The sequence below is a fragment of the Streptomyces sp. NPDC001443 genome, assembly GCF_053597355.1.
Map to the genome: position 1 here is coordinate 147,949 of NZ_JBSFIA010000002.1, position 24,440 is coordinate 172,388.

At 73.3% G+C, this 24,440-nt stretch carries 20 protein-coding genes; 8 read left to right on the forward strand and 12 right to left on the reverse strand.

The genetic code is table 11. The features are described 5' to 3' along the window. The first annotated feature begins 187 nt into the window (after nucleotides 1-187). Nucleotides 188-1,156: an intradiol ring-cleavage dioxygenase gene (locus tag ACWC24_RS03530; protein WP_450661167.1), complete on the forward strand. Its 969-nt coding sequence runs from the start codon at nucleotides 188-190 to the stop codon at nucleotides 1,154-1,156. A 77-nt stretch (nucleotides 1,157-1,233) separates the two neighbouring features. Here the strand turns inward: ACWC24_RS03530 and metG are convergent, their stop codons facing one another. The 4 genes from metG to ACWC24_RS03550 form a co-directional block, all read right to left on the reverse strand. Further along, nucleotides 1,234-2,949 (reverse strand): methionine--tRNA ligase, encoded by a 1,716-nt coding sequence (gene metG, locus ACWC24_RS03535; RefSeq protein ID WP_450661168.1) that lies wholly within the window; start codon nucleotides 2,947-2,949, stop codon nucleotides 1,234-1,236. Between the two features lie 168 nt (nucleotides 2,950-3,117). Beyond that, the gene (locus ACWC24_RS03540; protein WP_450661169.1) at nucleotides 3,118-4,797 is read right to left on the reverse strand and encodes a VWA domain-containing protein; all 1,680 of its coding nucleotides are present in this window, start codon (nucleotides 4,795-4,797) and stop codon (nucleotides 3,118-3,120) included. A gap of 237 nt (nucleotides 4,798-5,034) precedes the next feature. Next, the gene (locus ACWC24_RS03545; RefSeq protein ID WP_450661170.1) at nucleotides 5,035-7,026 is read right to left on the reverse strand and encodes an FUSC family protein; all 1,992 of its coding nucleotides are present in this window, start codon (nucleotides 7,024-7,026) and stop codon (nucleotides 5,035-5,037) included. A gap of 264 nt (nucleotides 7,027-7,290) precedes the next feature. After that, nucleotides 7,291-8,130: an alpha/beta fold hydrolase gene (locus tag ACWC24_RS03550; RefSeq protein WP_450661171.1), complete on the reverse strand. Its 840-nt coding sequence runs from the start codon at nucleotides 8,128-8,130 to the stop codon at nucleotides 7,291-7,293. A gap of 76 nt (nucleotides 8,131-8,206) precedes the next feature. On the opposite strand from ACWC24_RS03550, the gene ACWC24_RS03555 reads away from it, so the two are divergent. Beyond that, nucleotides 8,207-9,556: an aminotransferase-like domain-containing protein gene (locus ACWC24_RS03555; protein WP_450661172.1), complete on the forward strand. Its 1,350-nt coding sequence runs from the start codon at nucleotides 8,207-8,209 to the stop codon at nucleotides 9,554-9,556. A gap of 114 nt (nucleotides 9,557-9,670) precedes the next feature. On the opposite strand, the gene ACWC24_RS03560 is transcribed toward ACWC24_RS03555, so the two are convergent. Further along, the gene (locus ACWC24_RS03560) at nucleotides 9,671-10,585 is read right to left on the reverse strand and encodes a hypothetical protein (RefSeq protein ID WP_450661173.1); all 915 of its coding nucleotides are present in this window, start codon (nucleotides 10,583-10,585) and stop codon (nucleotides 9,671-9,673) included. A 166-nt stretch (nucleotides 10,586-10,751) separates the two neighbouring features. On the opposite strand from ACWC24_RS03560, the gene ACWC24_RS03565 reads away from it, so the two are divergent. After that, nucleotides 10,752-11,132, forward strand: coding sequence for an SH3 domain-containing protein (locus ACWC24_RS03565; RefSeq protein ID WP_450661174.1), 381 nt, complete (start codon nucleotides 10,752-10,754; stop codon nucleotides 11,130-11,132). A gap of 126 nt (nucleotides 11,133-11,258) precedes the next feature. Here the strand turns inward: ACWC24_RS03565 and ACWC24_RS03570 are convergent, their stop codons facing one another. Further along, the gene (locus ACWC24_RS03570; protein WP_450661175.1) at nucleotides 11,259-11,696 is read right to left on the reverse strand and encodes a hypothetical protein; all 438 of its coding nucleotides are present in this window, start codon (nucleotides 11,694-11,696) and stop codon (nucleotides 11,259-11,261) included. A gap of 72 nt (nucleotides 11,697-11,768) precedes the next feature. On the opposite strand from ACWC24_RS03570, the gene ACWC24_RS03575 reads away from it, so the two are divergent. Together ACWC24_RS03575 and ACWC24_RS03580 are read left to right on the forward strand one after the other, a co-directional pair. After that, on the forward strand, nucleotides 11,769-13,022 hold the full coding sequence (locus ACWC24_RS03575; protein ID WP_450661176.1) for a PP2C family protein-serine/threonine phosphatase: 1,254 nt from the start codon (nucleotides 11,769-11,771) through the stop codon (nucleotides 13,020-13,022). Between the two features lie 63 nt (nucleotides 13,023-13,085). Then, nucleotides 13,086-14,147, forward strand: a complete 1,062-nt coding sequence (locus ACWC24_RS03580; protein WP_450661177.1) for a hypothetical protein — start codon at nucleotides 13,086-13,088, stop codon at nucleotides 14,145-14,147. Nucleotides 14,148-14,184: 37 nt separating this feature from the next. Here ACWC24_RS03580 and ACWC24_RS03585 read toward each other — a convergent pair whose 3' ends face one another. Further along, nucleotides 14,185-16,506 (reverse strand): Ig-like domain repeat protein, encoded by a 2,322-nt coding sequence (locus tag ACWC24_RS03585; RefSeq protein ID WP_450661178.1) that lies wholly within the window; start codon nucleotides 16,504-16,506, stop codon nucleotides 14,185-14,187. 118 nt (nucleotides 16,507-16,624) lie between these two features. Continuing rightward, complete coding sequence (locus ACWC24_RS03590) at nucleotides 16,625-16,813, reverse strand: hypothetical protein (protein ID WP_450661179.1); 189 nt, start codon at nucleotides 16,811-16,813, stop codon at nucleotides 16,625-16,627. 114 nt (nucleotides 16,814-16,927) lie between these two features. Here ACWC24_RS03590 and ACWC24_RS03595 point away from each other — a divergent pair, with 114 nt between their 5' ends. Continuing rightward, on the forward strand, nucleotides 16,928-18,271 hold the full coding sequence (locus ACWC24_RS03595) for a tetratricopeptide repeat protein (RefSeq protein ID WP_450661180.1): 1,344 nt from the start codon (nucleotides 16,928-16,930) through the stop codon (nucleotides 18,269-18,271). Between the two features lie 48 nt (nucleotides 18,272-18,319). Here the strand turns inward: ACWC24_RS03595 and ACWC24_RS03600 are convergent, their stop codons facing one another. Both ACWC24_RS03600 and ACWC24_RS03605 read right to left on the reverse strand, forming a co-directional pair. Further along, entirely contained in the window at nucleotides 18,320-19,108 is a 789-nt protein-coding gene (locus ACWC24_RS03600) for a hypothetical protein (RefSeq protein WP_450661181.1), read from the reverse strand. 186 nt (nucleotides 19,109-19,294) lie between these two features. Then, nucleotides 19,295-20,260, reverse strand: coding sequence for an LAETG motif-containing sortase-dependent surface protein (locus ACWC24_RS03605; protein ID WP_450661182.1), 966 nt, complete (start codon nucleotides 20,258-20,260; stop codon nucleotides 19,295-19,297). 301 nt (nucleotides 20,261-20,561) lie between these two features. On the opposite strand from ACWC24_RS03605, the gene ACWC24_RS03610 reads away from it, so the two are divergent. Continuing rightward, nucleotides 20,562-22,208: a glycoside hydrolase family 13 protein gene (locus tag ACWC24_RS03610; RefSeq protein WP_450661415.1), complete on the forward strand. Its 1,647-nt coding sequence runs from the start codon at nucleotides 20,562-20,564 to the stop codon at nucleotides 22,206-22,208. A 46-nt stretch (nucleotides 22,209-22,254) separates the two neighbouring features. Here ACWC24_RS03610 and ACWC24_RS03615 read toward each other — a convergent pair whose 3' ends face one another. Together ACWC24_RS03615 and ACWC24_RS03620 are read right to left on the reverse strand one after the other, a co-directional pair. Next, nucleotides 22,255-22,968: a DUF4142 domain-containing protein gene (locus ACWC24_RS03615; RefSeq protein WP_450661416.1), complete on the reverse strand. Its 714-nt coding sequence runs from the start codon at nucleotides 22,966-22,968 to the stop codon at nucleotides 22,255-22,257. Between the two features lie 218 nt (nucleotides 22,969-23,186). Next, nucleotides 23,187-23,705 (reverse strand): FxLYD domain-containing protein, encoded by a 519-nt coding sequence (locus tag ACWC24_RS03620; RefSeq protein WP_450661183.1) that lies wholly within the window; start codon nucleotides 23,703-23,705, stop codon nucleotides 23,187-23,189. 186 nt (nucleotides 23,706-23,891) lie between these two features. Here ACWC24_RS03620 and ACWC24_RS03625 point away from each other — a divergent pair, with 186 nt between their 5' ends. After that, nucleotides 23,892-24,347, forward strand: a complete 456-nt coding sequence (locus tag ACWC24_RS03625; protein WP_450661184.1) for a DUF7144 family membrane protein — start codon at nucleotides 23,892-23,894, stop codon at nucleotides 24,345-24,347. The last annotated feature ends 93 nt before the right edge of the window (nucleotides 24,348-24,440 follow it).

Genomic DNA, 24,440 nt, shown 5'->3' on the forward strand with positions numbered 1-24,440 from the left:
CCCCCTCGGTCCCTGGCGCACCATCCGTGCGCCGGTGTGACGCGGCGGATTGTAAAGGTTGAAGGTGACATGTAAATGCGGGTGCGGCCGTGCTCCGGAGGCGATTTCCGGCCCTCCTCGTGCGGGCAGGGCGAAGAGTGCCGTTTTCTCAGCTCGCTGACAGACTGCCCCCCTAGTTTTCCGGCGCATGACAGAGAATCAGGAGCCCCAAAGGCTTCCGGAATCAAGGGAATTGACACGCCGTAAGGTCGTAGTGGCCGGAACCGGAGCGGTCGTTGCGGTGAGTCTGGGAGGCGCGTTCGCGGCGGATGCCTTCGCCGACGACGCGGGCGGCGCCAGACAGGCCCCGGCCGCGGCCACGAGCGGCACCGAGGCCTGCTACCGGCTGACCTCCGAAGCCGTCGAAGGTCCGTACTACATCGACGCGGACAAGATCCGCCGGGACGTCACCGAGGACCGGGAGGGCATCCCGCTGCTGCTCGCCCTCAAGGTGATCGACTCCGAGACGTGCAGGCCGGTACGGAACGCCGCCGTCGACATCTGGCACTGCGACGCCTCGGGTGTCTACTCCGGCTACGAGTCCCAGGGCAGCGGCGGTGGCGGTCCCGCGCCCACCGGTGAGCCCCCGACCGGCACTCCGACCGGCGAACCGCCGTCGGGCGGCCCCGGTGGCGGCAACCCCGGCGGGCACCAGGAGCCGACCGACGACACCCGCTATCTGCGCGGCACCTGGCGGACCGACCGGCACGGTCACGTCACCTTCAAGACCGTCTTCCCGGGCTGGTACCGGGGTCGCTGTGTGCACGTCCACGTCAAGGTGCACGTGGACGGCGAGTGGACCGACGCGGGGTACGAGGGCGGGCACACCTGCCACACGGGCCAGTTCTTCTTCGACGAGGAGTCCGTGCTGGCCTCCGCCGAGGTGGCGCCTTACTCCGCCAACACCACCGAGCGCACCACGCTCACCGAGGACACGATCTACGACCAGAGCGGCACCGCGGGCGGCCTGCTCAAGCTGAAGTACGACAAGCGGAACATCGCCCGTGGTGTCCGTGGGTCGATCACGGTGGGCGTCGACCCGGACGCCACCAACGACGGCGAGGGCGCCCCGCCGCAGCCGAGCGCGTCGGCCAGCCCGTCCGCGTCGGCGTCCTGACGGACCGACGCGGTGACGCACAGCGGGCCCGGTGGCGCCGTACGACGTCACCGGGCCCGCTGTCGCAAGAGCCGTGGCTACTCCGGCGAACCGCCGAAGCGCTCCTTGTACGTCTCCAGGTCCTCGTCCGTGAGCTTGGCGAAGAGGACCGGCGGAACCGTGAACGGGGTGCCGGCCGGGACCGCGGCGAGGGACTTCGCCTCGGCCTCGGTGACCCAGGCCGCCGTGTCGTCGGAGAGGGAGAAGGCCGCGCGCATCGTCGCCGCCGTCGCCGGGATGAACGGCTCCGAGACCACCGAGTAGAGGTGGATCAGGTTCATCGCCGTGCGCAGGGTGAGGGCCGCGCCGTCCTTGTCGGTCTTGATCTCCAGCCAGGGGGCCTTCTCCTCCAGGTAGGAGTTGCCCGCCGACCACAGCGCGCGCAGGGCGGCGGCCGCCTTGCGGAACTGGAGGGCCTCCATCTGGGACTCGTACTCGGCGAGCAGCCGGGCGATCTCCTCGCCCAGACGCGCCTCCGCCTCGCCCGGCTCGCCGCCCGCCGGGACGTCGTCGCCGAAGCGCTTGCGGGAGAAGGACAGCACCCGGTTGACGAAGTTGCCCAGCGTGTCGGCCAGGTCCTTGTTCACCGTCGCCGTGAAGTGCTCCCAGGTGAAGGACGAGTCGTCCGACTCCGGGGCGTTGGCGATCAGGAAGTAGCGCCAGTAGTCGGCCGGGAGGATGTCCAGGGCCTGGTCGGTGAAGACACCGCGCTTCTGGGACGTGGAGAACTTGCCGCCGTAGTACGTCAGCCAGTTGAAGGCCTTGACGTAGTCGACCTTCTTCCACGGCTCGCGCACGCCGAGCTCGGTGGCGGGGAACATCACCGTGTGGAACGGGACGTTGTCCTTGGCCATGAACTCCGTGTAGCGGACGGTGTCGTCGGCCTCGTACCACCACGACTTCCAGTCCCGGTTCTCCGGGTCCTGGTCCGCCCACTCCTTCGTCGCGCCGATGTACTCGATCGGGGCGTCGAACCAGACGTAGAAGACCTTGCCCTCCGCCGCCAGCTCCGGCCAGGTGTCCGCCGGGACCGGCACGCCCCAGTCCAGGTCACGGGTGATCGCCCGGTCGTGCAGCCCCTCGGTCAGCCACTTGCGGGCGATGGAGGAGGCCAGCTGCGGCCAGTCCGCCTCGTGGCGCGCGACCCAGGCCTCGACCTCGTGCTGGAGCTTGGACTGGAGGAGGAAGAGGTGCTTGGTCTCGCGGACCTCCAGGTCGGTGGAGCCGGAGATCGCCGAACGGGGGTCGATCAGGTCGGTCGGGTCCAGCACGCGGGTGCAGTTCTCGCACTGGTCGCCGCGGGCCTTGTCGTAGCCGCAGTGCGGGCAGGTGCCCTCGACATAGCGGTCCGGGAGGAAGCGGCCGTCGGTCGGGGAGTACACCTGGCGGATCGCCCGCTCCTCGATGAAGCCGTTCTCGTTCAGCTTGCGGGCGAAGTGCTGGGTGATGTCCCGGTTCTCCGCGGACGAGCTGCGGCCGAAGTAGTCGAACGCGAGTGCGAAGCCGTCGTAGACCGCCTTCTGCGCGTCGTGCGCCTGGGCGCAGAACTCGGCCACCGGCAGGCCCTGCTCCTTGGCCGCGAGCTCGGCGGGGGTGCCGTGCTCGTCCGTCGCGCAGATGTAGAGGACGTCGTGGCCGCGCTGGCGGAGGTACCGGGAGTACACGTCCGCCGGGAGCATGGACCCCACCATGTTGCCCAGGTGCTTGATCCCGTTGATGTACGGAAGGGCGCTGGTGATGAGGTGTCGAGCCATCGCGGGCTGCTCCCAAGTCGCTACGCGGGGTGACGATCGTCGGTTCTCTGGTCGTCTCTGAACCTTGAAATCGTAGCCGACATGGGTACGCCGCCCGCCTCCCGTTTTAAGGGGTGGGAAGCGGACGGCGCGGGTGGTGCCCGGCGGTGCGGCCGGTCAGGCGGTGGGTTACGGACGCCAGGCGGCCAGTACGCCCTCGTACAGCTCGGTGTCCGTGAGCTCGAGCGGGGTCGGGCCCGCGTGGAAGAAGGCCGCGTTGCCGGTGTTCAGCTTGCGGAGGTAGTCGAAGGCCTTGTTCTCCAGGTCGCCGAAGGCGACGAAGGAGAAGAAGAGGGACGGGTTGTTCTTCGCGGCGTCCGCGAGGGACTGGGTCGCCGGGGTCTTGGCGTCCGGGGCGCCGTCGGTCTGGAAGACGACCAGGGCGGGGTCCGCCGTGCCGGACTTCTCGTAGTGGGCGACGATCGCCTCCACGGCCGCGTGGTAGCTCGTACGGCCCATGCGGCCGAGGGAGCCGTGCAGCTCGTCGATCCGGTTCTCGTGGTCGGCGAGGGTGAGGTCGGCGGTGCCGTCCACCTCCGTGGAGAAGAAGACGACGTGGACCGTGGCGTCGGCGTCCAGGGTCGCCGCGAGGGCGAGGGCCTGGTCGGCGAGGGCCTGGGCGGAGCCGTCCTTGTAGTAGGGGCGCATCGACGCGGAACGGTCGAGTACGAGGTACAGCTTCGCCCGGGTGCCGGTGAGGCCGCTCTTCGCCAGCGCGGCGACGGCGGCGCTGTGGGCGCTGGCGAGACCGGGAGCGGTGGCGGTGAGCTGGGCGAGCGGGGCGACGGGCTCGGCCTCGGGGGCCGACTCCGTCGCGAGTGCGGGCTCGGGGGCCGTCTCCGGCTCGGTCTCGGTCTCCGACGTGAGCGTCGGCTCGGGCTCGGGTTCGTTCTCGGGCTCCGGCTCGGTGACAGGCTCGGTGGCGGGTTCCGCTTCCGCTTCCGGCTCGGGCTCCGCTTCGGCCGCGGGCTCGGTCGCGGGGTCCGCCACGGGCGTGACCTCGGCGACCGGCTCGGCCGCGGCCTCGGGCTCGCCCTCGTCCGCGCCCTCGGTCTCCGTCACCGGCTCCGAAGGCGTCTCGGCCTCGGCGATCGGCTCAGCCTCCGCCTCGGTCTCGGCGACCGGTTCGGCCTCCGGCTCGGACGCGGCCTCCGGCTCCGGCGTCGGCTCGGGCTCGGCCACCACTGCCGTCTCCGGCTCGGAGGGGACCTCGGCGACCGGCTCGGTCTCGGTGACCGGCTCGGCCTCAGCCTTGGCGACCGGTTCGGCCTCAGCCGTCGGCTCGGTCTCGGTGACCGGCTCGGCGTCAGCTTCGGCGACCGGCTCGGCCTCGGCCTCCGCCTCGGCGATCGGCTCGGCCTCCGCCTCGGTCTCGGCGACCGGTTCGGCCTCGGTCTCGGTGACCGGTTCGGCCTCAGCCGTCGGCTCGGTCTCGGTGACCGGCTCGGCGTCAGCTTCGGCGACCGGCTCGGCCTCCGCCTCGGCGATCGGCTCAGCCTCCGCCTCGGTCTCGGTGACCGGTTCGGCCTCAGTCGTCGGCTCGGTCTCCGGCGACTCCGCCGGCTTCGGGACCGTCACGTTGTCGAAGGCCGCCGCCACCAGTTCGTGCTCGTCCTGCTCGGACGTGCTGCGCGGCTCGGGGACCTGGGCGGTTGCCGCGGTTTCCGATGCCGGCTCCTCGGAGGGGGCCGTCGGTTCCTGAGTGGGGACCGTCTCCTGCGTGGGAATCTGCTCCGCACCCTTTGTCTCGGCGGCGTGATCCTTGCGTGAGCGGCCGAATGCGTTCCGCAGGAGAGTCAGAATGCCCATGTGCGCAACCCTTCGCGTGAGTTGATGCCCGTTAATCCCTGGCCAGGACGGACACGTAAGGTTAGCGGCCCCAGGTGGTGATCTTGGGGTGGGGTGAGTGACGTCGGGCCGCCTGTGTCAACACCGTGTCCCCGGCCATGCCGCCCCCATGGTTAACACCCCTGCCGCGGCAATGGGTTCACTCTCGTCCACCGCTTCGCGACGGGTCCGCGCACGCGTACTCCCGACGCCCGCCGCTCAGTGCGGGGACGCGATCGCCCGGGCCACCGCGACCTCCTGGCGTACCGGTTCCAGGACGCTGTCCGCCGGTCCCGTGAGGTCGCTGCGGACGGCGACCAGGGTCTTCGCCTCCCGCAGGCCCGCGGACAGCTCTCCCAGCTGGCGCGCCACCTGGGACACCTCCGCCGGCGACGGCGCCGCGGCCCCGTGCTTCACGCGGACCCGGGCCGCGGTCGTGGCGTCCACGATGCGTTCCACGGCGACGACGAGCGGCCACCAGGCGGCGGCGCGCCGGCCGACGGGCGGCGGCTCGGTCAGCGCGCGCTGGAACTCCGTACGGACGTCGGACAGGTCGCGGTAGAGGCGGCGGCGCATCCGGGCGCGGACCGCCGGGGCCGTTCCCGCGCCGAACGCGGACTCGACGTAGCGGGCGGTGTCCGCGACCGCGTCCGCCAGGCGGTCGCCGACCCGGGTGTGCCAGCTCTCGGGCCACAGGAGGTAGCCCGCCACCAGTGCGATCGCGCAGCCCGCCAGGGAGTCCACCAGACGCGGCAGGAGCAGGGCCGTGCCCAGGTGGTTGAGGATGTCGGAGAGCAGCAGGATCACCGGGGTGATGGCAGCCGTCTGGTAGCCGTAGCCGCGCGGCGTCAGGATCGGGATCAGCGGGGCCAGCAGCATCATCGTCGGTACGTCCCACCAGCCGCGCGGCACCTGGGTCAGCACCGCCGCCGCGAGGACCAGGCCGGCCACCGTGCCCAGCGCGCGCAGCAGCGCCCGGGAGAAGACCGAGCCGAAGTCGGGCTTGAGGACGAAGGTGATGGTGAGGGCGACCCAGTAGGAGCGGGGGACCGGGATGGTCGAGACCAGGACCTGGGCGAGGCCGATGCACAGGGCCAGCCGCAGGCCGTAGCGCCAGGCGGCGGCGGAGAGGGCGGCGCCGCGGGCGGCCCGGGCGGTGCGGACGTGCAGCGCGGTGATGGGAACGGCGGAGACGGCGACCGGGACGGCGGCGGGGCCGCGCCCGGGCGGCGCCGGGGCGGTGGCGGGGCCGAGCAGGTCCACGTCGGGGGCGGCAACGACCTCGGCGGCGTGGCGCAGGGCGTGCTCGACGGCGCGGCCGGCCTCTTCGGTGGGGGTGGGCAGGTCGATCGGCGTCGGGCCGGTGCGGCCGCTCTCCACGGCGACGGCGAGCCGCCGTACCGTCCCCGCGACCGGGGGCGCGAGGCGGTGGCCGCTCTGGTGGGCGGCCGGGGCGGCCTCGACCACCGGGGTGACGGCGTTGAGCTGCGCGAGCAGCCGGGTGAGGTCGGGGCTGCGGCCGTGCTGGTGGGTGCGGCGGGCGAGGATGACGTCGTACGACTCGTTCAGCGACCGGGTAACGGCGCGCCGGGCCTCGTCGTACTCGCCGGGCACCCCGCTGCCGCAGGCGGCGAGCAGGTCGGCGACGGCGCGGTAGCTGTCGGCGACCGCGGCCCGTTCCGGCACCCCGGAGCGCAGCGGCCAGAAGAGCAGGGCGAGGAGCAGCACCAGCAGTCCGCCGCCGGACATCAGGATGGGCGCCAGCCACCAGGCGCCGGGCAGCGGCAGTCCCGCGCCGATCACCGAGTTCAGCAGCAGGACCAGGCCCGACGCGGAGGCCACGGCGCCGATCGTCGAGATCATCCCGGAGACGAGCGCGATGCCGGTGAGGGTGGCGACGGCGACCCAGCCGTGGCCGAAGACGAGGCTGCCGAGGGCGACCCCGACGGCGCCGAACAGCTGGGGGATCGCGATGTGCAGGATCCGCAGCCGGTAGGCGTCGGCGGTGTCGCTGATGACGCCGGACATGACGCCCATGGACGCGAGGGCGCCGTAGTCGGGCCGGCCGGCGGCCAGTCCGAGGGCCAGTGGGAGCGCCATGGCGATCGAGGCGCGGACGGCGGCGGCGCGGTTGACCGGGGCCTGCTGGGGCTGGAGGTTCCGGACCAGCCAGTCGGGAGGGGCCAGGCTGGTGCGGAACTCTCGCGACATGGGCCCATTATGGGCACCTTGTTCGGTTCGTTCGCGCCGGTGGAGCGTGCCGCGGCCGTGCTCCGCGAGCGGGTCCGGCACCCGGGGCCTGCGACCGTGTCCGGCCCCCGGCTCCCGGCTCCCGGCTCCCGGCTCCCGGCTCCCGGCCCCCGGCTCCCGGCCCCCGGCTCCCGGCCCCCGGCTCCCGGCTCCCGGCCCCCGGCTCCCTGGCCCCGCGGTCGCGTCCGGCGCCCGCGTCCGGCGCCCGTGTCCGGCGCCCGCGTTCTAAGGCAGTGCGTCCACCCAGGTCAGGAACGCCTCCAGAGCCGCGTTGAACTCGGCCGGCCGTTCCAGGTTCGGCAGATGGGCCGCGCCCTCGATTACCCGGAGCGTGGAGTCGGGCAGGAGCGCGTGCATCGACTCGGCGTCGGCGACCGGGGTGTACGTGTCGTCCGCGCCGACGACGACCAGGGCGGGGACCGGCACGCGGGTCAGCAGGTCCCGGTAGTCGGGGCGGTCGGCGCGGCCCCGGAGCGCGGCGGCGGCGCCCTCGGGGTGCGTGGCCGTCATCATGCGGTGGACGTGGGACTTGACGGCCGGGGCCGCGCCGGGGTCGACCATCTTCTCCAGGACCTCGTCGGCGTAGCCGCGCATGCCCTCGCGCAGCAGTCGGTCCGCCATCGCGTTGCGGGTGACCCTGCCCTCGGGGGTCTCCGCCGCCGGGAACGTGTCCGCGAGGACCAGGCCCCGGACGCGGTCGCCGAAGCGGTCCTGGCACTCCATCGCGATCTGGCCGCCCATCGACAGGCCGGCCAGGACGAAGGTGTCCACCTCCAGGTCGTCCAGGAGCGCCTCGATGTCCTGGGCGAAGCCGGACAGCGGGGTGCGGCCGGGGACCACCGGCGAGGCGCCGTAGCCGCGCAGGTCGGGTGCGACGACCCGGCGCCCGGACGAGAACGCCTCGATCTGCGGGGCCCACATCGAGCGGTCGAAGGGATGGCCGTGGACGAGCACGAGGGGGACGCGCGGAGGGCGGGGGCCACGAGGGGCGCGGGAGGTGCCGGGGACTTCGGGAGCCGGGTGGATATCCGGTCCTTTGTCCTCGTACGCGAGGAAGGGCGGCATGTGTTCGACCTTAGGGCGCCTCAACTACTCGGTGCAATAAGATCTTTGCTCTCGGTGCAATCCAGTGGGGGCTCGGATGGACGACTACCGGCGCATGGCCGACCGCATAGCCGACGACATCGCCGCCGGACGGCTCAGGCCCGGCCAACGGCTGGCTCCGCAGCGGATGTTCGCGCGGCGGCACGGGATCGCCGGGTCGACGGCGGGCCGGGTGTACGGCGAACTCGTGCGGCGCGGACTGGTGGTGGGCGAGGTCGGCCGCGGCACCTTCGTACGGGCCGCGGCGGCGGGGCCCGCAGGGCGCGCGCTGACCGAGGAGGCGACCCGCACGCCGGTCAATCTGGAGCTCAACTACCCCTCCGCGCACGGCCAGTCCGAACTGCTCGCGGCCGCGCTCGAGCCACTGCTGCGGCCCGACGTCCTGGCCGAGTCGCTGCGTCCGGCGGCCGCCGCCGGCACCGCCGAGGCCCGTGCCGCCGCGGCCGGCCTGCTGGCCGCCCCGGGCTGGCGGCCCGACCCCGCGCAGCTCCTGTTCACCGGCAACGCGCGCCAGGCCGTCGCCGCCGCCCTCGCCTCCCTGGTCCGCCCCGGTGGCCGGGTCGGGGTCGAGGAGCTGACGTATCCGCTGGTCAAGGAGATCGCCGCCCGGCTGGGCATCGTCCTGGTCCCGCTGGCCACCGACGCGGACGGGCTGCGCCCGGAGTCCCTCGCCGCCGCCCACCGCTCCGCTCCCCTGTCCGCGCTGTACCTCCAGCCGACGCTGCACAACCCGACGTCGGTCACCACCCCGCCCGAGCGGCGGCTGCGGATCGCGCGGGCCGTCACCGACCTCGCGCTGCCCGTCGTGGAGGACCGCGTCTGGTCGTTCCTGCGCCCCGGGGACACCCCGTTCGCCGCCGGTGCCCCCGGACTGACCCATGTCGTCGACGGTCTGTCCAAGCGGGTCGCGCCCGGACTCACCGCCGGTTTCCTCGTCGTACCGCCCGGGCGGGTGGAGGCCGTGGCCGCGGCGGTCCGTTCCGGGGGCTGGAGCGCGGGACGGTTCGCGCTGGAGGCGGCCGTGCGGTGGGCCGGGGACGGCACGGTGCGGCGGCTGGTGGCGGCCAAGCGCGCGGACGCGGCACGGCGGCAGGACATCGTCGCGCGGGAGCTGGCCGGCTTCACCGTGCAGACCGACCCGCACTCCTGCTTCGTCTGGTGGGACCTGCCCGCGCCCTGGCGCGCCGACACCTTCACCGCCGCCGCGGCCGCGCACGGGATCGCCGTCACCCCGGGACCCGCCTTCGCCGTGGACCCGGGCCGGACCCCGGACGCGGTGCGGCTCGGTCTCGCCTCCGTCTCCGAGGCCGAGCTGACGCGAGCGCTGCGGACCCTGGCCGGGACGGCCCGCACGGGCGGAGGGCGGGCGGGCGAAGCCGGGGCGTGAAGGCGCGGCGTGAAGGCGCGGGGCGAAGGCGGAAAGCGAAGGCGCGGGACGAAGGCAAGGTGTGAAGACCGGGGCCGCGGCGCGGGTGTGGGCGGCCGGCGGTCTTCGGGGGCGTCAGATACGGGCGCGGGGCGGTTCCTGCGGCTGGGCCGCGACGGACGCCGCCGCCGAGGCACGGCGGCGGGCGAGGTGGCGGCGGGCGAGCTGGGCGCCGACCGCCACGGTCAGCCCCAGGGCCAGCAGCAGCCACGCCGCCGTACGCAGGGTGGACGTGAGGGCGTCGTAGACCGCGCCGGCGGCCCGGTGCGAGACCTCCGCGGGCAGGTCGTCCAGGGTCAGCCGGCGGCCTAGGGCGACCGCGAGGGCCAGCAGCGCGCCGCCCGCCGCGGTGCCCAGGCCGGTCGCGGTGATCGCCCGGCGGCGGCGGACGGCGAGGCCGATGCCGGCGACGGCGAAGACGCACGCGGCGACGGGGAGCCAGAAGCCGGCGACCTCGAGCACGCCGTACCCCTTCCGGAGGCGTCCCAGGTCCTCGGCCGCGAGCACGGGGACGCGCGCGTGCCGGACCGGGATGTGGTCCGCCAACGCCACGTGGGCGTCGACGAGGTGACGTTTGACCGCGACGGTGACCGGGGCGAGATCGACGGTGACCGCACGGTCGCGCTCGCCGCGCAGGGCGCGCAGGACGGCGTCGTGGGTGGCCCGGTTGCCCTCGTTCCAGGCGGCGCGGAAGGCCTCCGTCCGGGTGAGCGAGCGCACCGCCTCGTGCACGAACGGCGCCACCGTGCCGCGCAGCGGGCGCACCACCGTCCTGCGCCGGTCCACCTCGCGCATGATGCCGTCGCCGACGGTGTCCGCGACGGCCTCGCGGACGTCCGGGTCGTCGGCCAGCGGCGCCATCGTGGTGACGTACCGGTCGGTGTCCGTCAGCCCGTACGCGGCCCACGCCGACAGCGCGCCGAGCGGTGCCAGCAGGCACGCCAGCGCGATCAGCACGGCCGACAGGGCGGAACGCAGGGGTCGGGACACGCTTCCAGGGAAGGGCCCGCGCCCGCGGAGCGCGAGCGGGGTGACTGCGGACGGGTGCACAGGTCCCGCCGAACGGGGTTCCCTTGGCGGAACCGGGCGATCCGCTCTCCGGTGGAGGGTTCACCCGGACGGGTGTTTCCTGGTTCAGGGGAGAAGGAGGTCGATCATGCGCACCACTACGGCCCTGCGGACCCTGGCCGCGGCCCTGCTCACCAGTGGCGTCCTCGCCGTGACGGCGGCCGGCACCACCGCGACGGCAGCCCCGCCGACCCTCGCCCGAGGACACGGTGGCGGCGGGGGAGCGTTCGTCGGCCCCTGGACCCTGGGCGTCGTCGCGGCCCCCGGCCTCCTGGACGTGCGGCAGCTGCCCACGTCCTTCTCGCCCGTGGTGAACCGTCTGCCGCCCGGTTTCCAGGACCGCGTGCAGTGCGTGGCGCTGGGTCCGGGCTTCAACGGCAACCCGTACTGGTACTGGCTCTCCGGTGTCCGGGCCTGGGCCCCGGCCGGCTTCGTGTTCACGTACGGCGCACGCGTGCCGTACTGCTGAACACGTCCGAAGCCTCGTCGGGCGGCGCGGACGGCAACTCCCGTCGCCGGGCGAGTGGAGGGATGAGGGAAACGAATGGGCCCCGGCCACAGCCGGGGCCCATTCGCCGTTCCGCTCGAGCCGGGGTCAGGAGATCCGACGCCCCGCCGCGTCCTCGTGCGTGTAGTAGCGGTAGAACATCACCACGAAGCAGACCGCCGCGATCGCCAGCGACCAGCCCACGGACCGCCAGACCGTCGCGCCCGTCTGGCTGAACAGGAAGCCGAACGCGCTGCCCGCGAACGCGGCCCACACCAGGGCGTGCAGCTCACGCCGCATGAACGGGGTGAGCCTGCGGATCGCCATCCACAGCGCGATGAACGCGATCGTCGTCACGAACCCGAACAGCAGGTTCCAGCCCGTGATGGGTCCGCCGTCGCGGCGGTTGGCCGCGGCCCAGTAGCCGTAGACGAGCCCGAGCACGACGGGTATCGCCCACTCCGCCGTCCTGTGGGTCCGTTCGCCGAAGACGTCCATGGATCCGCCGGATCCGCGGGTTCTCCGCGCGGGTGCCGCATGAGCCATGAGAGCACTCCTCTCCCTCGACCCCCCGCTACCAGCGCACACCTGGGCAGGGGTGCTGGCAAGTCGGCGGAGATGCAACACCCCGACCCTCATGTTTCGCTGGGCACCGTGAGTGACGGTGCCCGGAGGACGCTGAACAGGCTCGTCCGGTACGCCCGGGCCGGGCATTTCGACGCCCCGCTCCGGTTCGACCTGCTGCGGGTGGGCGGGGTCAGCTTCACCTGGCTGGCGCCGCTGCTGCTGCTCGTCGGCATCGCGCTGGCCGACCTCGGCACCGGCACCAGGTTCCGGACCGTCTCCTGGATCGTGCTCGTGCCCGCCCTCGCCGCCGCCCTCTGCGGCGTGTGGGGCACGGCTGTGTTCGTGGCGCTCGGGCTCCTCACCTACCTCGCCGTGGACCGCGTCTGGCCGCAGCAGTTCCAGACCAGCCTGCCCGACCTCATCCTCATCGCCGTCGGCGGCGTCCTCGCCGTCCTGGCCTGCGCGGTCCGGGTGCGCGGCGAGCTGCGGATGGTGCACATGATGGACATCGCCGAGACCACCCGCCGTACCGTGCTGCGCCCGCTGCCGCCGGTCTGGGGCGGCCTGGACCATGCGGCCGTCTACCTCGCGGCCGACAGCGAGGCCAGGGTCGGCGGCGACTTCTACGACATCCAGCCCGGACCGCACGGCACCCGGGTCCTGCTCGGCGACGTCCAGGGCAAGGGGCTGTACGCGGTGGAGGCGGCGGCCGCGCTGCTGGGCACCTTCCGGGAGGCGGGATACCACGAGGCGGAACTGTCGACGGTGGCCGCGCGCCTGGAGACGCGGATGCGGCGCCACCGCGAACACACCCGGGCGCTCGGCCGCGACGACGGCGACCGCTTCGCCACCGCCGTGCTCCTCGGCTTCCCGCTGTCCGGTCCCCCGACGGTGGAGCTGGCCGTCTTCGGCCACGAGCCGCCGCTGGCCGTCGGACCCGACGGGGTGCGGGCCCTGCCGGAGGGGGACGGACTGCCGCTGGGCCTGTGCGACCTGGTGGGCACCGGCGGACCGCCCAGCGTCCGCCGGGTGTCGCTGGCGCCCGGCGAGACACTGCTGCTGGTCACGGACGGGGTGACCGAGGCCCGGGACCGGGCCGGGGTGTTCTACCCGCTCGCCGACGAGGTGGCCCGCGCGCTCGCCCGCGACCCGCGCGTCACCGAACCCGGCCGCCTGGTCGGCTTCGTACGGGACGGCACCCTGCGGCACAGCGCGGGGCGCCTCGAGGACGACACGACGATCTTCGCCGTACGACCGCGGGTCACCGCCGGCGAGACCCCCTGGGACGGACATTCGCCGTCCTGACCCGACCCTTTGCAGCCGCAGCCGTTACGGTGCTGCCGTAGGTGATCGACAGGGGGAGGGACCATGCCCGGAACCGTGCTGCTGCTCGCGGCCTCACCCGTGGGCAAGGGGTGTCTGGTGGACGCGGCGTCCGTGCTCCCCGTGCTCGCGGCGGTGCCGCCCGCGGTACTGGCCGGCGCGGACACCGCGAACGTCGTCGAGCTGGCCGACCCGCTGGAGCCGCAGGCGGTGCTCACCCGGCTGCGCGCGGCCGCGGCGGCCCCCGGCCCGCTGACCGTGTTCGTGACCGGCCAGCTCCAGCTCGACCGCCGTCAGCACCTGCCCCATCTGGCGCTCGCCCGCACCACCCCGGCGAGCGTGCGCTACACGGCGTTCCCGTGGCACTGGTTCCGGGAGGAGCTGCGACTGCGGGCGCCCGGCACCACGACGCTCGTGCTCGACCTGCACGCGGACGCCGAGACCTGGGAGCTGCTGCGGACCGCGCCGCTGGACTGCGGGCGCACCACCGCCGTCTACGGGCGGATCGCGCCGCCGCCGGCCCGCAGGGCGGTCGCCGTGCCCGCGTACATGAAGGCGGTCGCGACGATTCTGCGCAGCGGGCACCGGCCGGTGCCGGCGCAACTGCACCAGCAGGCCTGGGACAGGCTGGCCGGTGAGGGGCGGGCGGCGGGTGTCGCGCTGGCCGTGCCCGCGCCGGCGGCCGGCGATCCGCACGCCTCCCTGACGGCCGCCGTGCAGTCCGGCCGGCACGCCGAGGCCGACGCGCTCGCCGCGCGCTGGGAGCAGGCGGCCGTACTGGCCCACGGGCCCGCCTCGGACGACGCCCTGCACTGGGCGGAGGTCCGGGCCGATCTGGCGATGTTCGCGGGGGACGCGGAGCGCAGCTGCCGTACCTGGCTCGCGGTGGCCGGGGCCCGGCTGGCGGCCGGACAGGCCCCGGACGCCCCGGCGGTTGAGGAGGCCGTGGACCGGGCCCACCATCAGTGGGGGCAGCTGCGCGACCCGGACCGCTCGCGTGAACTCGGCTCCATGCTCGCGCAGTTGCGCGGCCGGGTGCCGGGCAGGCGCGAGGGCGCGCTCGGGCATGTCCAGCGACGGCTGGAGGAGTTGCAGACGCGGGGGTGACGGCCGACTTTCGACCGCAACCCCCGCGCCCGCGGCATTACTTGGTGTAGACGAAGTACTTCCAGGCGCCGTACGTAGTCGCGTTGACGTTGTCACCGGACTTGGTGTCGATGTAGTCGGAGCGGACCCGGAAGCGGTCGCCCACGGCCGGGGCGCCGTCCAGGGTGAGCGCGTCCTTGCCGGTCGAGCCGAGCGCCCAGTACCCGGAGTACGTGGTGTGCCAGGCGCCGCCGTAGTACTGCTGGATCTGCATCTGGTACTTGCGGCCCGGGTACGTGGTCATCGTCGTGGTGGCGACCGGGTCCTTGGTCCTGTGGAAGTAGGCGTACGTCTCGTTCCACGCCCGCGCGGTCTTGTAGGCGCCGCCGAGCGCCGTCGAGACCTTCACCTGGGTGTAGACCGTGGAGGCCGCCGACACCGTCGCGGCGGTCCGGGAGTCGCCGGTGAACTTCGCGGTGACCTTGGTGTCGCGGGTGAGGTGGACCGTGGCGGTGAAGTTGCCGCTGGAGTTCACCGTGCCCCTCTTGACCAGGACGTTGGGCTTGTCGGAGCCGTACGGGTCGGCCCAGATCTCCACCGTGCGGTTCTTGTAGGTGCTGCCGAGGTGCGCGGTGAACGTCACGTCGGCGCCGTAGCCGTACACCTTGCCGGTGTTGTTCACCGTCAGCGTGGTGGCGTTCTTGGAGACCGTCACCGCGGCCGAGGCGGTGGCGCCGATGTGGTCGGCGTCGCCCGCGTAGCCGACGGAGTACGTGACCTTGCCGCCGGACGGCGGGGCGTCCGTGAAGGAGTACGACCCGTTGGTGACCGTGGCCGTGCCGAGCGCCTTGCCGGTGGGGGACTCCTCGTCGGTACGGGTCACGGTGACCTTGGTGCCCGCGGGGAACGCGGGCGCGTCCGCTGCGGAGGTCAGCGTGCCCTTGACGGTGAGCGCCTTGCCGCGGGTGGCGGTGGCCGGCGCGGTGGCGGTCAGCTTGGTGGCGTTCCTGGAGACGGCCACCGCGGCCGAGGCGTTGGCACCGGCGTGGCTGTCGTCGCCCGCGTAGGTGACGGAGTACGTCGCCGTGCCCTCGGCCGACGGGGTGTCGGTGAAGGAGTACGTGCCGTCGGCGGCGACCGCGGTCGTGCCGAGCACCTGGCCGCCAGGGGACGCGGTGTCGGTGCGGGTGAGGGCGACCGTGGCGCCCGCGAGCGGAGTCGCGTCGTCCTTTGAGGTCAGCGTGCCCTTGACGGTGAGCGTCCTGCCGCGGATGGCGGTGGCCGGAGCGTCGGCCGTCAGCGCGGTGGGCGTCCTGGTCGGGTCGTCGTACACGCGCAGCGCGTAGGTGTCCGTGCCGTTCACGGAGGCGACGGACACCGCGAACAGCTTGCTGCCGTCCGGCGTCCAGGCCAGGCCGCGCGGGGCGAGGGTGTCGGAGGACGAGTTGCCGGTGCTGCTGCCGAACTCGTACTTCCGCAGCGGCAGCGTGGTGCCCTGCTTGAAGACGTAGACGTCCGGGTCGTACCAGGAGAAGGTGCCCGCCGCGACATCGCCGTTCGGGGCGATGTCCACCGCGTTCGGGTACGTGTTCGTCTCGTACCGGCCGTCCTTGGACAGGTCCGTGAGCTTGTAGACCGCCTGGTAGTACGGGGCACCGCTGGCCGTGACGACGTCCTTGCCGTCCGGGGTGACCGCCAGGTCGGCGAGGTTGCCGCCGCCGGTGCTGCCCGGGTCGAAGGCGTACGCGGTCTGCGTCGCGGTGCCCGAGGACACGTCGTACACCGCGAGTTCGACCGGGCTCTGGCTGACGGCGCCCGCGACGAGCGTGTCCGGGGCGCCGGGTGAGGCGTCCAGGATCGGGGCCGAGTACCAGGAACGGCCGGTGGCCTGGGCGAGCGAGACGACCGGCTCGGTACCGGTGAGGTCCAGCGAGCCGATGTTGCCCTGGGCGGCGCCGCCGTAGCCGAACCACAGCTTGCCGCCCGCCTGGGCGAGGTACTGGGGGCTGGCGGTGCCGGTGGAGTAGCGGTGCGCCTCGGTCGCGGTCGCCGTGTCGACGGCGACGATCGCGTCGACGTCGCCGACGGCCGCGTAGAGGGTGGCGGAGTCGGCGGACAGTTCCAGACCGAGGACTCCGGGCAGCGAGCCGATCGTCCTGACGACCTGGCCCGCGTAGTCGGTCACCACGATCTGACCGCTGGTCGGGTCGCTGATGAAGACCCGGTGGTGCACCCCGTCGACGACCATGTCGCCGGTCGAGCGAAGGGGCAGGGAGGTGCTGGAGTCGGCCGCTGCCGACCCGGCGCCGGTCGCGACGAGCGCGACGGAGCTGAAGACGACGGCGAGTGCCGTCGCCACCGGAAGAGTGCGTCTGCGCACGATGTTTCGAACCCCCCGGAACGAAAGTGGAATCAGACTGCGCAGGCTAGGTCATGTCACTGACAATCAAGTAAACCGGGGGGTAACAGAGGCGTGAGAGGTCTGAGTTGTGTGAGACTCAACCGTCCTCGGAAGGGGCGCCGACCTCGTGGACGGAGTCCCGCGGGCCGTCCGCGGGCCGGGTGACCCCGGTCCCCCGGTCCACGGCCCGGGCCGGTCCCGCGTTCGCCGCGATGACGAGGGTCGCCGCGGCGAGCACGGCCGCGGCCAGGCCTCTGGCGTAACGCGTGGAAGTGCGTCCCTGCACGGTGACCTCGCAACGACGACAGTGAAGTGTTAAGCATGCTTAATTCGCGGTTTAACCTAGGGCGTGTCATGGCCTAACGGCAAGAGGCGCAGGGGTAGTTGGGGGAGTCCAGGCATGGGGGAGCGAGACGAACCCGAGGTCATCGGACGCAGAGTGCAGCGCCTGCGCAGCGAACGCGGCCTCACGCAACGGCAGTTGGCGGAGCCGACCTACACCCCCGCCTACATCTCCACCCTGGAGGCCGGACGGGTGCGGCCCTCCGACGAGGCGCTCAGGCACCTCGCCGAACGGCTCGGCGTCGACTTCTCGGAGCTGGCCACCGGACGCTCCGCCCGGCTCGTCACCGATCTGCGGCTGCGGCTGACCGAGGCCCAGCGCACTCTGGCCACGGGCGAGGCCGAGGAGGCGGCGCGGCGGTACTCCGCCCTGCTCGCGGAGGCCGAGCCGCAGGGGCTGACCGAGGTGCGGGCCACCGCGCTGCTCGGGCTCGGCGAGTGCGGGATCGAGACCGGCGACCTGGTGTCGGCCCGGGAGTACTTCGAGCGGGCCGAGGCGTGTCTGGCCGGGCATCCGCTGCCGGTCCGGGCACCGGCGCTGCGCGGACGGGCCGTCTCCCACTACCTCGCCGGTGAACTCCGGTACGCCGTCTACCTGCTGGAGTCCACCCTCGACGAGCTCAACCGCGGCGGACTGCACGACCCCGACGCGCTGCTCCTGCTGTACGCCTCCGCCATCGGCCCCTACATGGACATGGGCGCCCACGCCCGCGCCGCCCAGGCCGCCGAGTTCGCCCTCGCCCTCGCGCCCCAGGTCGCGGATCCGGCGCTGCTCGCCCGGATGCACCGGTCGGTCGCGCGCACCCTGCTCGCCGAGGGCCGGGTCGCCGAGGCCGACGCCTCGCTGGTGAAGGCCGCCGAGCTCTACCGGCAGCTCCAGCTCCGCACCGAGCTCGCCAACTGCCACTGGATGCGCGGCTACGTCTGCGCGCAGAACGGCGACCTGGAGCGGGCGGAGGACGAACTGCGCGAGGCCCTGGCCATGCTCTCCGCCAAGCGCGCCGCCCTCTACAGCAGCCAGGTCGCCGTCGAACTCGCCGACGTGCTGCACCGGCGGGGCAGGTCGGGGGAGGCGGCCGACCTGCTGAACGGCGTCCTCGGCGACCTCTCGCCCGAGCGCGGCGCCGTGCACGCCGCCGGCGCCCACCGGCTGCTCGGCATCATCGCCGAGGACGCCCGCGACACCGAGGCCGCCGAGGAGCACTATGTGCGCGCGCTGAGCCTGCTGGAGCGGGCGGGAGCCGCGGGCGACCTCGCCGACCTGTGCCGGATGCTCGGCGACCTGCTGCGCCGCACCGGGCGGGTGGAGGCGGCGCTGGACGCCTACCGGACGGGCCTCGGGCACCGCACGGCGCCCGGTACGACGACCCTGGGACCGGCGCCCGCACAGCCGCCGCTCTGACGCCGCTCCGAACGACGGCGCGCCCGCGGCCGGGTGGGTGCGTGGCCGTCAGACCTGGGCGCGGCCCTGTCTGCGGACGTCCGCCAGGCGTTGTACGCCGAGCTGCACGGCCGCCTGGGTGGCGTCGTTCGGCACGTCGCCCATGCCGCCGTTGGTGAAGGCGAACGTGTCCCCGCCGACCCGCACCACGGCCACGTCCAGGGAGAGGGTGGCGGGATCGCCGTCGAGCGGCTCGCCCTTCGGCCCGGTCACCGCGGTCAGCGTCACATGCAGTCCCTGCCGGGCGTCACCGGCCTCGGGCAGCGGCGCGTCGGTGACGTAGACGTCCTGGACGGCGCCCGTGGTGGTCGTGGCCGTGAACCGCGCGCACACCTGCGGCAGCGTCTTCAGCCAGGCCAGCACGCCGTCCACGGCCTTCGGCGGCTGTCCGGAGACCTGGTAGCGCAGCTGCGCGCCGGTGTCGGAGTCGTCGAGGCCGGTGACCGCGCGGGCGGGGGCGCCGAGGAGTTCGTCGGCGTAGAGGGCGTCCAGCAGCCGCTGGCACTGGCCCGCGGGGGTCTTCGCCTTCAGCAGCCCGTCCCGCCAGGTCGCGGCGCCCTGGGTCGGGACCCAGGGGCCGCCCAGGTCGGTGTCCGTGATGAGGGCGGCACGGGCCTGGTCGTCGGTGAGCGCGGTGGTGGTCGAGGGGGCGTGAGCGGACGGGGCGGTGGCCGCCGCGGACGAGGCGGGGACGATCGGGGCGTGCGGTGCTCCCTCGTCCGCGCTGAGACAGCCGGACGCGACCAGCAGGGTGGCGGCGGACAGGGCGGAGGCGAGGAGGGTGCGAGCGCGGATCATCGGGTGCCTCCGGCGGATGGTTCGGGAGTCCGTCCCTCCACCGGATCACCGGGGGTACGAGCCGGCCAGCGCGGTGGGCCGTACGGGTGAGCGTGCCCGCAGCGGCGAGGAGCGCGCCGTACAGCACGACGCCCCGGTCCCCTCGACGCGAGGGGACCGGGGCGTCCGGGCCGGGGCCCGGGTGGGTCAGGAGCGGGCCGTGCGGCGGCGCTTCGTCGCCATGACGATGGCCGCGCCGCCGACCAGGAGGGCCGCGGCACCGCCGGCGATGACGCCGGTGTTGCTGCCGCCGCCGGTCTCGGCGAGGTCCTTGCTGCCGCCGTCCGGGGTGGCGGCGGCCGCGGCGGTGTCCGTGGCCGACTCGGAGGCGTCCGCGCCGGCCGCCGACTCGTCGGCTGCCGGGGTGGACTCGTCGGCGGCGGGGGTGGACTCGTCCGCGGCCGGGGTCGTCTCCGTGGACGACGCCGGGGTCGTCTCGGTGCCCGCCGGGGTGGTCGCCGGGGTGGTCGTCGGGGTGGAGGTCGACGTCCCGGTGGTGCAGTCCTTCGTGCCGCCGTTCCAGGCCGCGATCAGCTTGTCCTTGATGACGGCGCCGTTCGGGCCCTCGGGCAGGTTGCCGTGCTCGGAGCCGTCCTGGGCGTCGAGCTTGCCGTCGAACTTGACCGCGCCGCGGTAGAGGTCGACCTGCGCGAAGCAGCCGGCGTCGGGAACGGCGATGTCGAGGGTGTCGGTCGCGCCCGGCTTGACGGTCACGGTGTCGAAGCCGACGAAGACCTGCTTGCCGGAGCTGGCGAAGGTGGCGCCGTGGGCGAGGTAGGAGGCGAGCGACGCGGTGCAGGTCGACGCGCCACCGGCGGCGCGCACGGTGATGTGCACCTGGCCGTCCGCGGTCGGCCTGAGGTTCTGGTCGTCGACCTTGACGGAGGAGAAGAAGGCCGTGCCGTCGAGGGAGAACTCGCAGCGGTCGGTGCCGGTCTCGGTGCCGGCGCCGGTGCCCGGCTTGTACGTGCCGCCGGACTTCCAGCCGTCGCCGCCGGGGGTCTCGTGGGCCCAGGCGCCGGAGGCGCCGGCGACGGAGGCGGCGCAGAGGGCGAGTGCCGCGGCACCCGTCCCCAGCAGGCGGCGCGCGGTGGTGGGACTCGCTATGGACATATGTATCCCATTCCTGGTGTGCATGGGGGGTATGGCTCGGTCGCCGAGAGCGTCGGCACCTGAAGCGACACTGGGCTCAATGGTCACATGTGCCACAGCGTCAGCACATCGTGGATGCCGTCGCTGAAGACTGTCAACCTGCCTCTATGAAGAAGCGGTTCACGCTTCATCACCATTTCGCCATACAGGGAATGGTCCCTTCCGGAGTGCCTGAACGTTCGCCTTCCGGGCAATGTGGACAGGCTTGTGGGTGTTGCCCGGACCTGTCCGACCGCACCGAAAGGGACACCGCGTGCCCGAACTGCCCGACCTCTCCTCCAGGAACCCCGACTGGTGGCGCCAGGCCGTCGTCTACCAGGTCTACCCCCGCAGTTTCGCCGACGCCGACGGTGACGGGCTCGGTGACATCCGCGGCGTCACCGAGCGGCTGGACCACCTCGCGGCCCTCGGGGTCGACGCCCTGTGGCTCAGCCCCTTCTACCCTTCCGAACTCGCCGACGGCGGCTACGACGTGGCCGACCACCGGGACGTCGACCCGCGCCTGGGCACCCTGGACGACTTCGACGCCATGGTCGCCGAGGCGCACCGGCTGGGCCTGAAGGTGATCGTCGACATCGTGCCCAACCACACCTCCCACCGGCACCCCTGGTTCCAGGAGGCGTTGCGCGACGGTCCCGGATCCGCCGCCCGCGACCGGTACGTCTTCCGGGACGGACGCGGCGCGCACGGCGAACTCCCGCCCACCGACTGGCAGTCCGTCTTCGGCGGCAGCGCCTGGCGCCGGGTCGCGGACGGTCAGTGGTACCTGCACCTCTTCGCCGCCGAGCAGCCCGACCTGAACTGGGACCTCGACGAGGTCCGCGCCGACTTCCGCACCACCCTGCGCTTCTGGTCCGACCGGGGGGTCGACGGCTTCCGCGTCGACGTCGCGCACGCGCTCGCCAAGGACCTCGCCGAGCCGCTGCGGGACGTCGGCGGCGTCGGCGCGACCGGAGAGGAGGCCCTCGACCGGGTACCGCCCGGCAGCCACCCCTACTACGACCGCGACGAGGTGCACGAGATCTACCGCGACTGGCGTCGTGTCCTCGACGCCTACTCGCCGCCGCGCACGGCGGTCGCGGAAGCCTGGGTGCCGGGCGCCCGCCGCGCGCTGTACGCCCGCCCGGACGAACTCGGCCAGGCCTTCAATTTCGAGTACCTCCAGGCAGGTTGGGACGCGGACGAGCTGCGCGCGGTCGTCGCCGACTCGCTCGCCACGGCCCGCACGGCCGGCGCCTCCGCCACCTGGGTGCTGTCCAACCACGACGTCGTACGGCACGCCTCCAGGCTGTCGCTGCCACCGGGCACGGACGACAACGCCTGGCTGCTCTCCGGCGGCCGCGCGCCCGCCGTCGCCGCGGAGGCGGGGGTGCGCCGGGGCCGGGCGGCGACGCTGCTGATGCTGGCGCTGCCCGGCGCGGCCTACCTCTACCAGGGGGAGGAACTCGGTCTGCCCGAGGTCGCCGACCTGCCCTTCGAGGTCCTCCAGGACCCCGTCTGGGAACAGACGGGCCATGTCCGAAAGGGCCGCGACGGGTGCCGGGTGCCGCTGCCGTGGACGACGACGGGGCCCTCGTACGGCTTCGGAGCGGGCGGCGCGTGGCTGCCCCAGCCGGCGTCCTTCGCGTCGTACGCCGTCGCCGCCCAGGCCGGGGTGGACGGCTCGACCTTGGAGCTCTACCGCACGGCCCTGCGGCTGCGCCGCAAGCTGCTGGAGGGCGAGGAGCTGACCTGGGCGGAGGGGGCCCCGCCCGGAGTGGTGGCGTTCGCGCGTTCCGGGAGCTGGCGGTGCGTGACCAACCTGTCGGACGCGCCGGTCCCGCTGCCGCCCGGGGAGGTGCTGCTGAGCAGCGTTCCCCTGGGCGGCGACGGACAGCTCGAACCGGACACGACCGTCTGGCTCGCCTAGGGCTTGTCCCAGCGCCTTCGCCCTGTCCGGCCGCGGGGGTCCCGGCTCACTTCGAGGGCGGCGGCAGGGCGACCGGGGTGGCCGTGGCGGTCGGCGGCGGGGTGAGCACCACCTGCGGCTGGCCGCCGGACGGCGGCGGCGGGGTCAGGTCCGTGTCGGGCAGCTTCGGCGGGGTGGTCTGCTGGAAGAGCACCTGGTCGAAGTCGACCAGGCCGGTCTTCTCCATCACCGTGATGTGGTCCAGGACGGTGTCGTTGGCCTGGTCGGCCAGCGCCCGCACCAGGGTGTTCTCGGTGGTGGAGCGGATCTTCGCGACCGTGTTGAAGATCGAGCCGTGGGTCATGCGCAGGATGTTGGCGAAGTCGGTGTCGAACTGCTTGCCGCTGTCCGCGTTCAGCGTGGTGACGAAGCCCTGCTGCTGCGGGCTCGCCAGGTCGGGGAGCGTGATGTTCAGCATCGGGGCGATCTTGCGGCAGGTGGTGTCCAGCGCCGCGTGCCCGTCGATCAGGTGCTGGCTCGCCGTGATGACGCCCTTCGACTGGCCCTTCTGCAGACCCATCTGACCCACCGGGTACTCCCACAGGCCGGCCGCGCGCACCTTGACCACGAAGTCCCGGTCCGCCTCGGTCAGCGGTCCCCACTGGGTCTGTGCGATGACCCGTGAGGGCGCCGTCGACACGGTGGTGAGCCCCAGCATCGAGGGGTAGGCCAGTGCGGCGAGTGTCAGGCTCAGGGCACCACCTACGAAGAGGGTTCCCATCGCGTTCCGCGAAAAGCGCACCGTGCCTCCTGCCCGGTCGGGGATGCGTCCGTCCGCAGGGCGGGGGACGGGTCTGACGCAGAGCAGTACGGATGCGGCGCCGGTGAAATTCTCTAGGTTTGGTAAAGAAATGGCAAGGTGGTCGATAAATCGGCAGGTGGTTTCGGCGGGCGGCCGCCGCTGGAGCCGCCGCCCCGGTGCTTGGGCACCTCGGTACCTCAGTACCTCAGCGCGGACCCGACCTCCGCCTTCACCTCGCCGGACAGGTTGTGCGTACTGCGGGCGGTGGCCGTGCCCGTCTTGCCGGCCGGTACGTCGGAGACGGTGACGACGACCGTGTCGACCAGCTTGCCGCCGGAGTCCTTGAAGACGACCTGGACGGCGAACGACTTGGTGGCGTCCGCGGTGTTCTTCACGGTGATGCCGACCGTGGTGCGACCGTCGGCAGCGGTCGCCGGGGTCCCGAGCTGTACGTCGTCCTTGGCCTCGACGCCGTTCTTGACCTCGCCGAGCCTGCGGCCGGCCTCCGCCGTCGCCGACGAGATGGCCTCCGTGGCCTGCGCGGCGAGCGAGGAGATCGCGGCCGTCGCGCGGGCGCCCGCCGACGCCACGGCGGAGGCGGCCTTGCTGGCCGGGCTCGTCGCCGTGCTGCCGCCACCGCCGCAGCCGGTCAGCGCCACCGCCAGGACCGCCGCTCCTGCCGTGCCCGTAGCCCAGCGTCCCCGGTAACCGGCCATGTCGCCTCCATCGCTCGATGCGTTCGGTCGTACGCGTTCGGTCGTTCCGGCACCAGTGAAGGGCCGTACCGGCCCGGCCGCATGCGGGGCCACCCGTACGGCCCAACCCCTGTGGTGACTTGGTTGATCCGGGTGGACGGTCGAGGAGGACGGCAAACGACGGAAACGACGAGACGGGGTACGGCAATGACCGAGCAGCCTCAGCCGAAGTGGGACAGCGCGCACCGCGCCTCCGCCACGCAGCCGCCGGTGAACTCCGGCTGGGTCACGGGCGGGGTCACCTTCGCGGGTGTCCTGCTGTTGCTGAACGGAATCCTGGCCGTCCTCGAGGGCATCTCCGCCATCGCGAAGGACGACGTCTACGTCCGGGTCGGCGCCTACATCTACAAGATCAACCTCACCGGCTGGGGCTGGATCCTGCTGATCCTGGGCATCATCGGGGTCGTCGTCGGTGCGTTCATCCTCAAGGGCGCCGCGTGGTCACGGGTCGCGGGCATCGTGCTGGCCGCCCTGAGCATCATCCTGCAGTTCCTCTTCCTGCCCTACCAGCCGGTCTGGTCGATCATCGTGATCGCGATGGACATCTTCGTGATCTGGGCCCTGTCCGTGTACCACGCCGGGGGCCACGGCCGGACCGTCTGACGCGGGAGCGACGCCGGCGCGGGACTCGGGGGGCCGGCTCCGGGGGTCCCGAGGGGCCTTCGGAATGGGCTGTTCGACGGAACCTGGCGCGGG

Bases quoted from the DNA above. Each gene is read 5' to 3' on its own strand.
- ACWC24_RS03545 (WP_450661170.1), bottom strand. From the start codon at position 7,026: ATGTCGCGAGAGTTCCGCACCAGCCTGGCCCCTCCCGACTGGCTGGTC.
- ACWC24_RS03570 (WP_450661175.1), bottom strand. From the start codon at position 11,696: ATGGCTCATGCGGCACCCGCGCGGAGAACCCGCGGATCCGGCGGATCC.
- ACWC24_RS03595 (WP_450661180.1), top strand. From the start codon at position 16,928: ATGGGGGAGCGAGACGAACCCGAGGTCATCGGACGCAGAGTGCAGCGC.
- ACWC24_RS03540 (WP_450661169.1), bottom strand. From the start codon at position 4,797: ATGGGCATTCTGACTCTCCTGCGGAACGCATTCGGCCGCTCACGCAAG.
- ACWC24_RS03620 (WP_450661183.1), bottom strand. From the start codon at position 23,705: ATGGCCGGTTACCGGGGACGCTGGGCTACGGGCACGGCAGGAGCGGCG.
- ACWC24_RS03555 (WP_450661172.1), top strand. From the start codon at position 8,207: ATGGACGACTACCGGCGCATGGCCGACCGCATAGCCGACGACATCGCC.
- ACWC24_RS03600 (WP_450661181.1), bottom strand. From the start codon at position 19,108: ATGATCCGCGCTCGCACCCTCCTCGCCTCCGCCCTGTCCGCCGCCACC.
- metG (WP_450661168.1), bottom strand. From the start codon at position 2,949: ATGGCTCGACACCTCATCACCAGCGCCCTTCCGTACATCAACGGGATC.
- ACWC24_RS03550 (WP_450661171.1), bottom strand. From the start codon at position 8,130: ATGCCGCCCTTCCTCGCGTACGAGGACAAAGGACCGGATATCCACCCG.
- ACWC24_RS03625 (WP_450661184.1), top strand. From the start codon at position 23,892: ATGACCGAGCAGCCTCAGCCGAAGTGGGACAGCGCGCACCGCGCCTCC.
- ACWC24_RS03615 (WP_450661416.1), bottom strand. From the start codon at position 22,968: ATGGGAACCCTCTTCGTAGGTGGTGCCCTGAGCCTGACACTCGCCGCA.
- ACWC24_RS03575 (WP_450661176.1), top strand. From the start codon at position 11,769: ATGCAACACCCCGACCCTCATGTTTCGCTGGGCACCGTGAGTGACGGT.
- ACWC24_RS03605 (WP_450661182.1), bottom strand. From the start codon at position 20,260: ATGTCCATAGCGAGTCCCACCACCGCGCGCCGCCTGCTGGGGACGGGT.
- ACWC24_RS03565 (WP_450661174.1), top strand. From the start codon at position 10,752: ATGCGCACCACTACGGCCCTGCGGACCCTGGCCGCGGCCCTGCTCACC.
- ACWC24_RS03580 (WP_450661177.1), top strand. From the start codon at position 13,086: ATGCCCGGAACCGTGCTGCTGCTCGCGGCCTCACCCGTGGGCAAGGGG.
- ACWC24_RS03530 (WP_450661167.1), top strand. From the start codon at position 188: ATGACAGAGAATCAGGAGCCCCAAAGGCTTCCGGAATCAAGGGAATTG.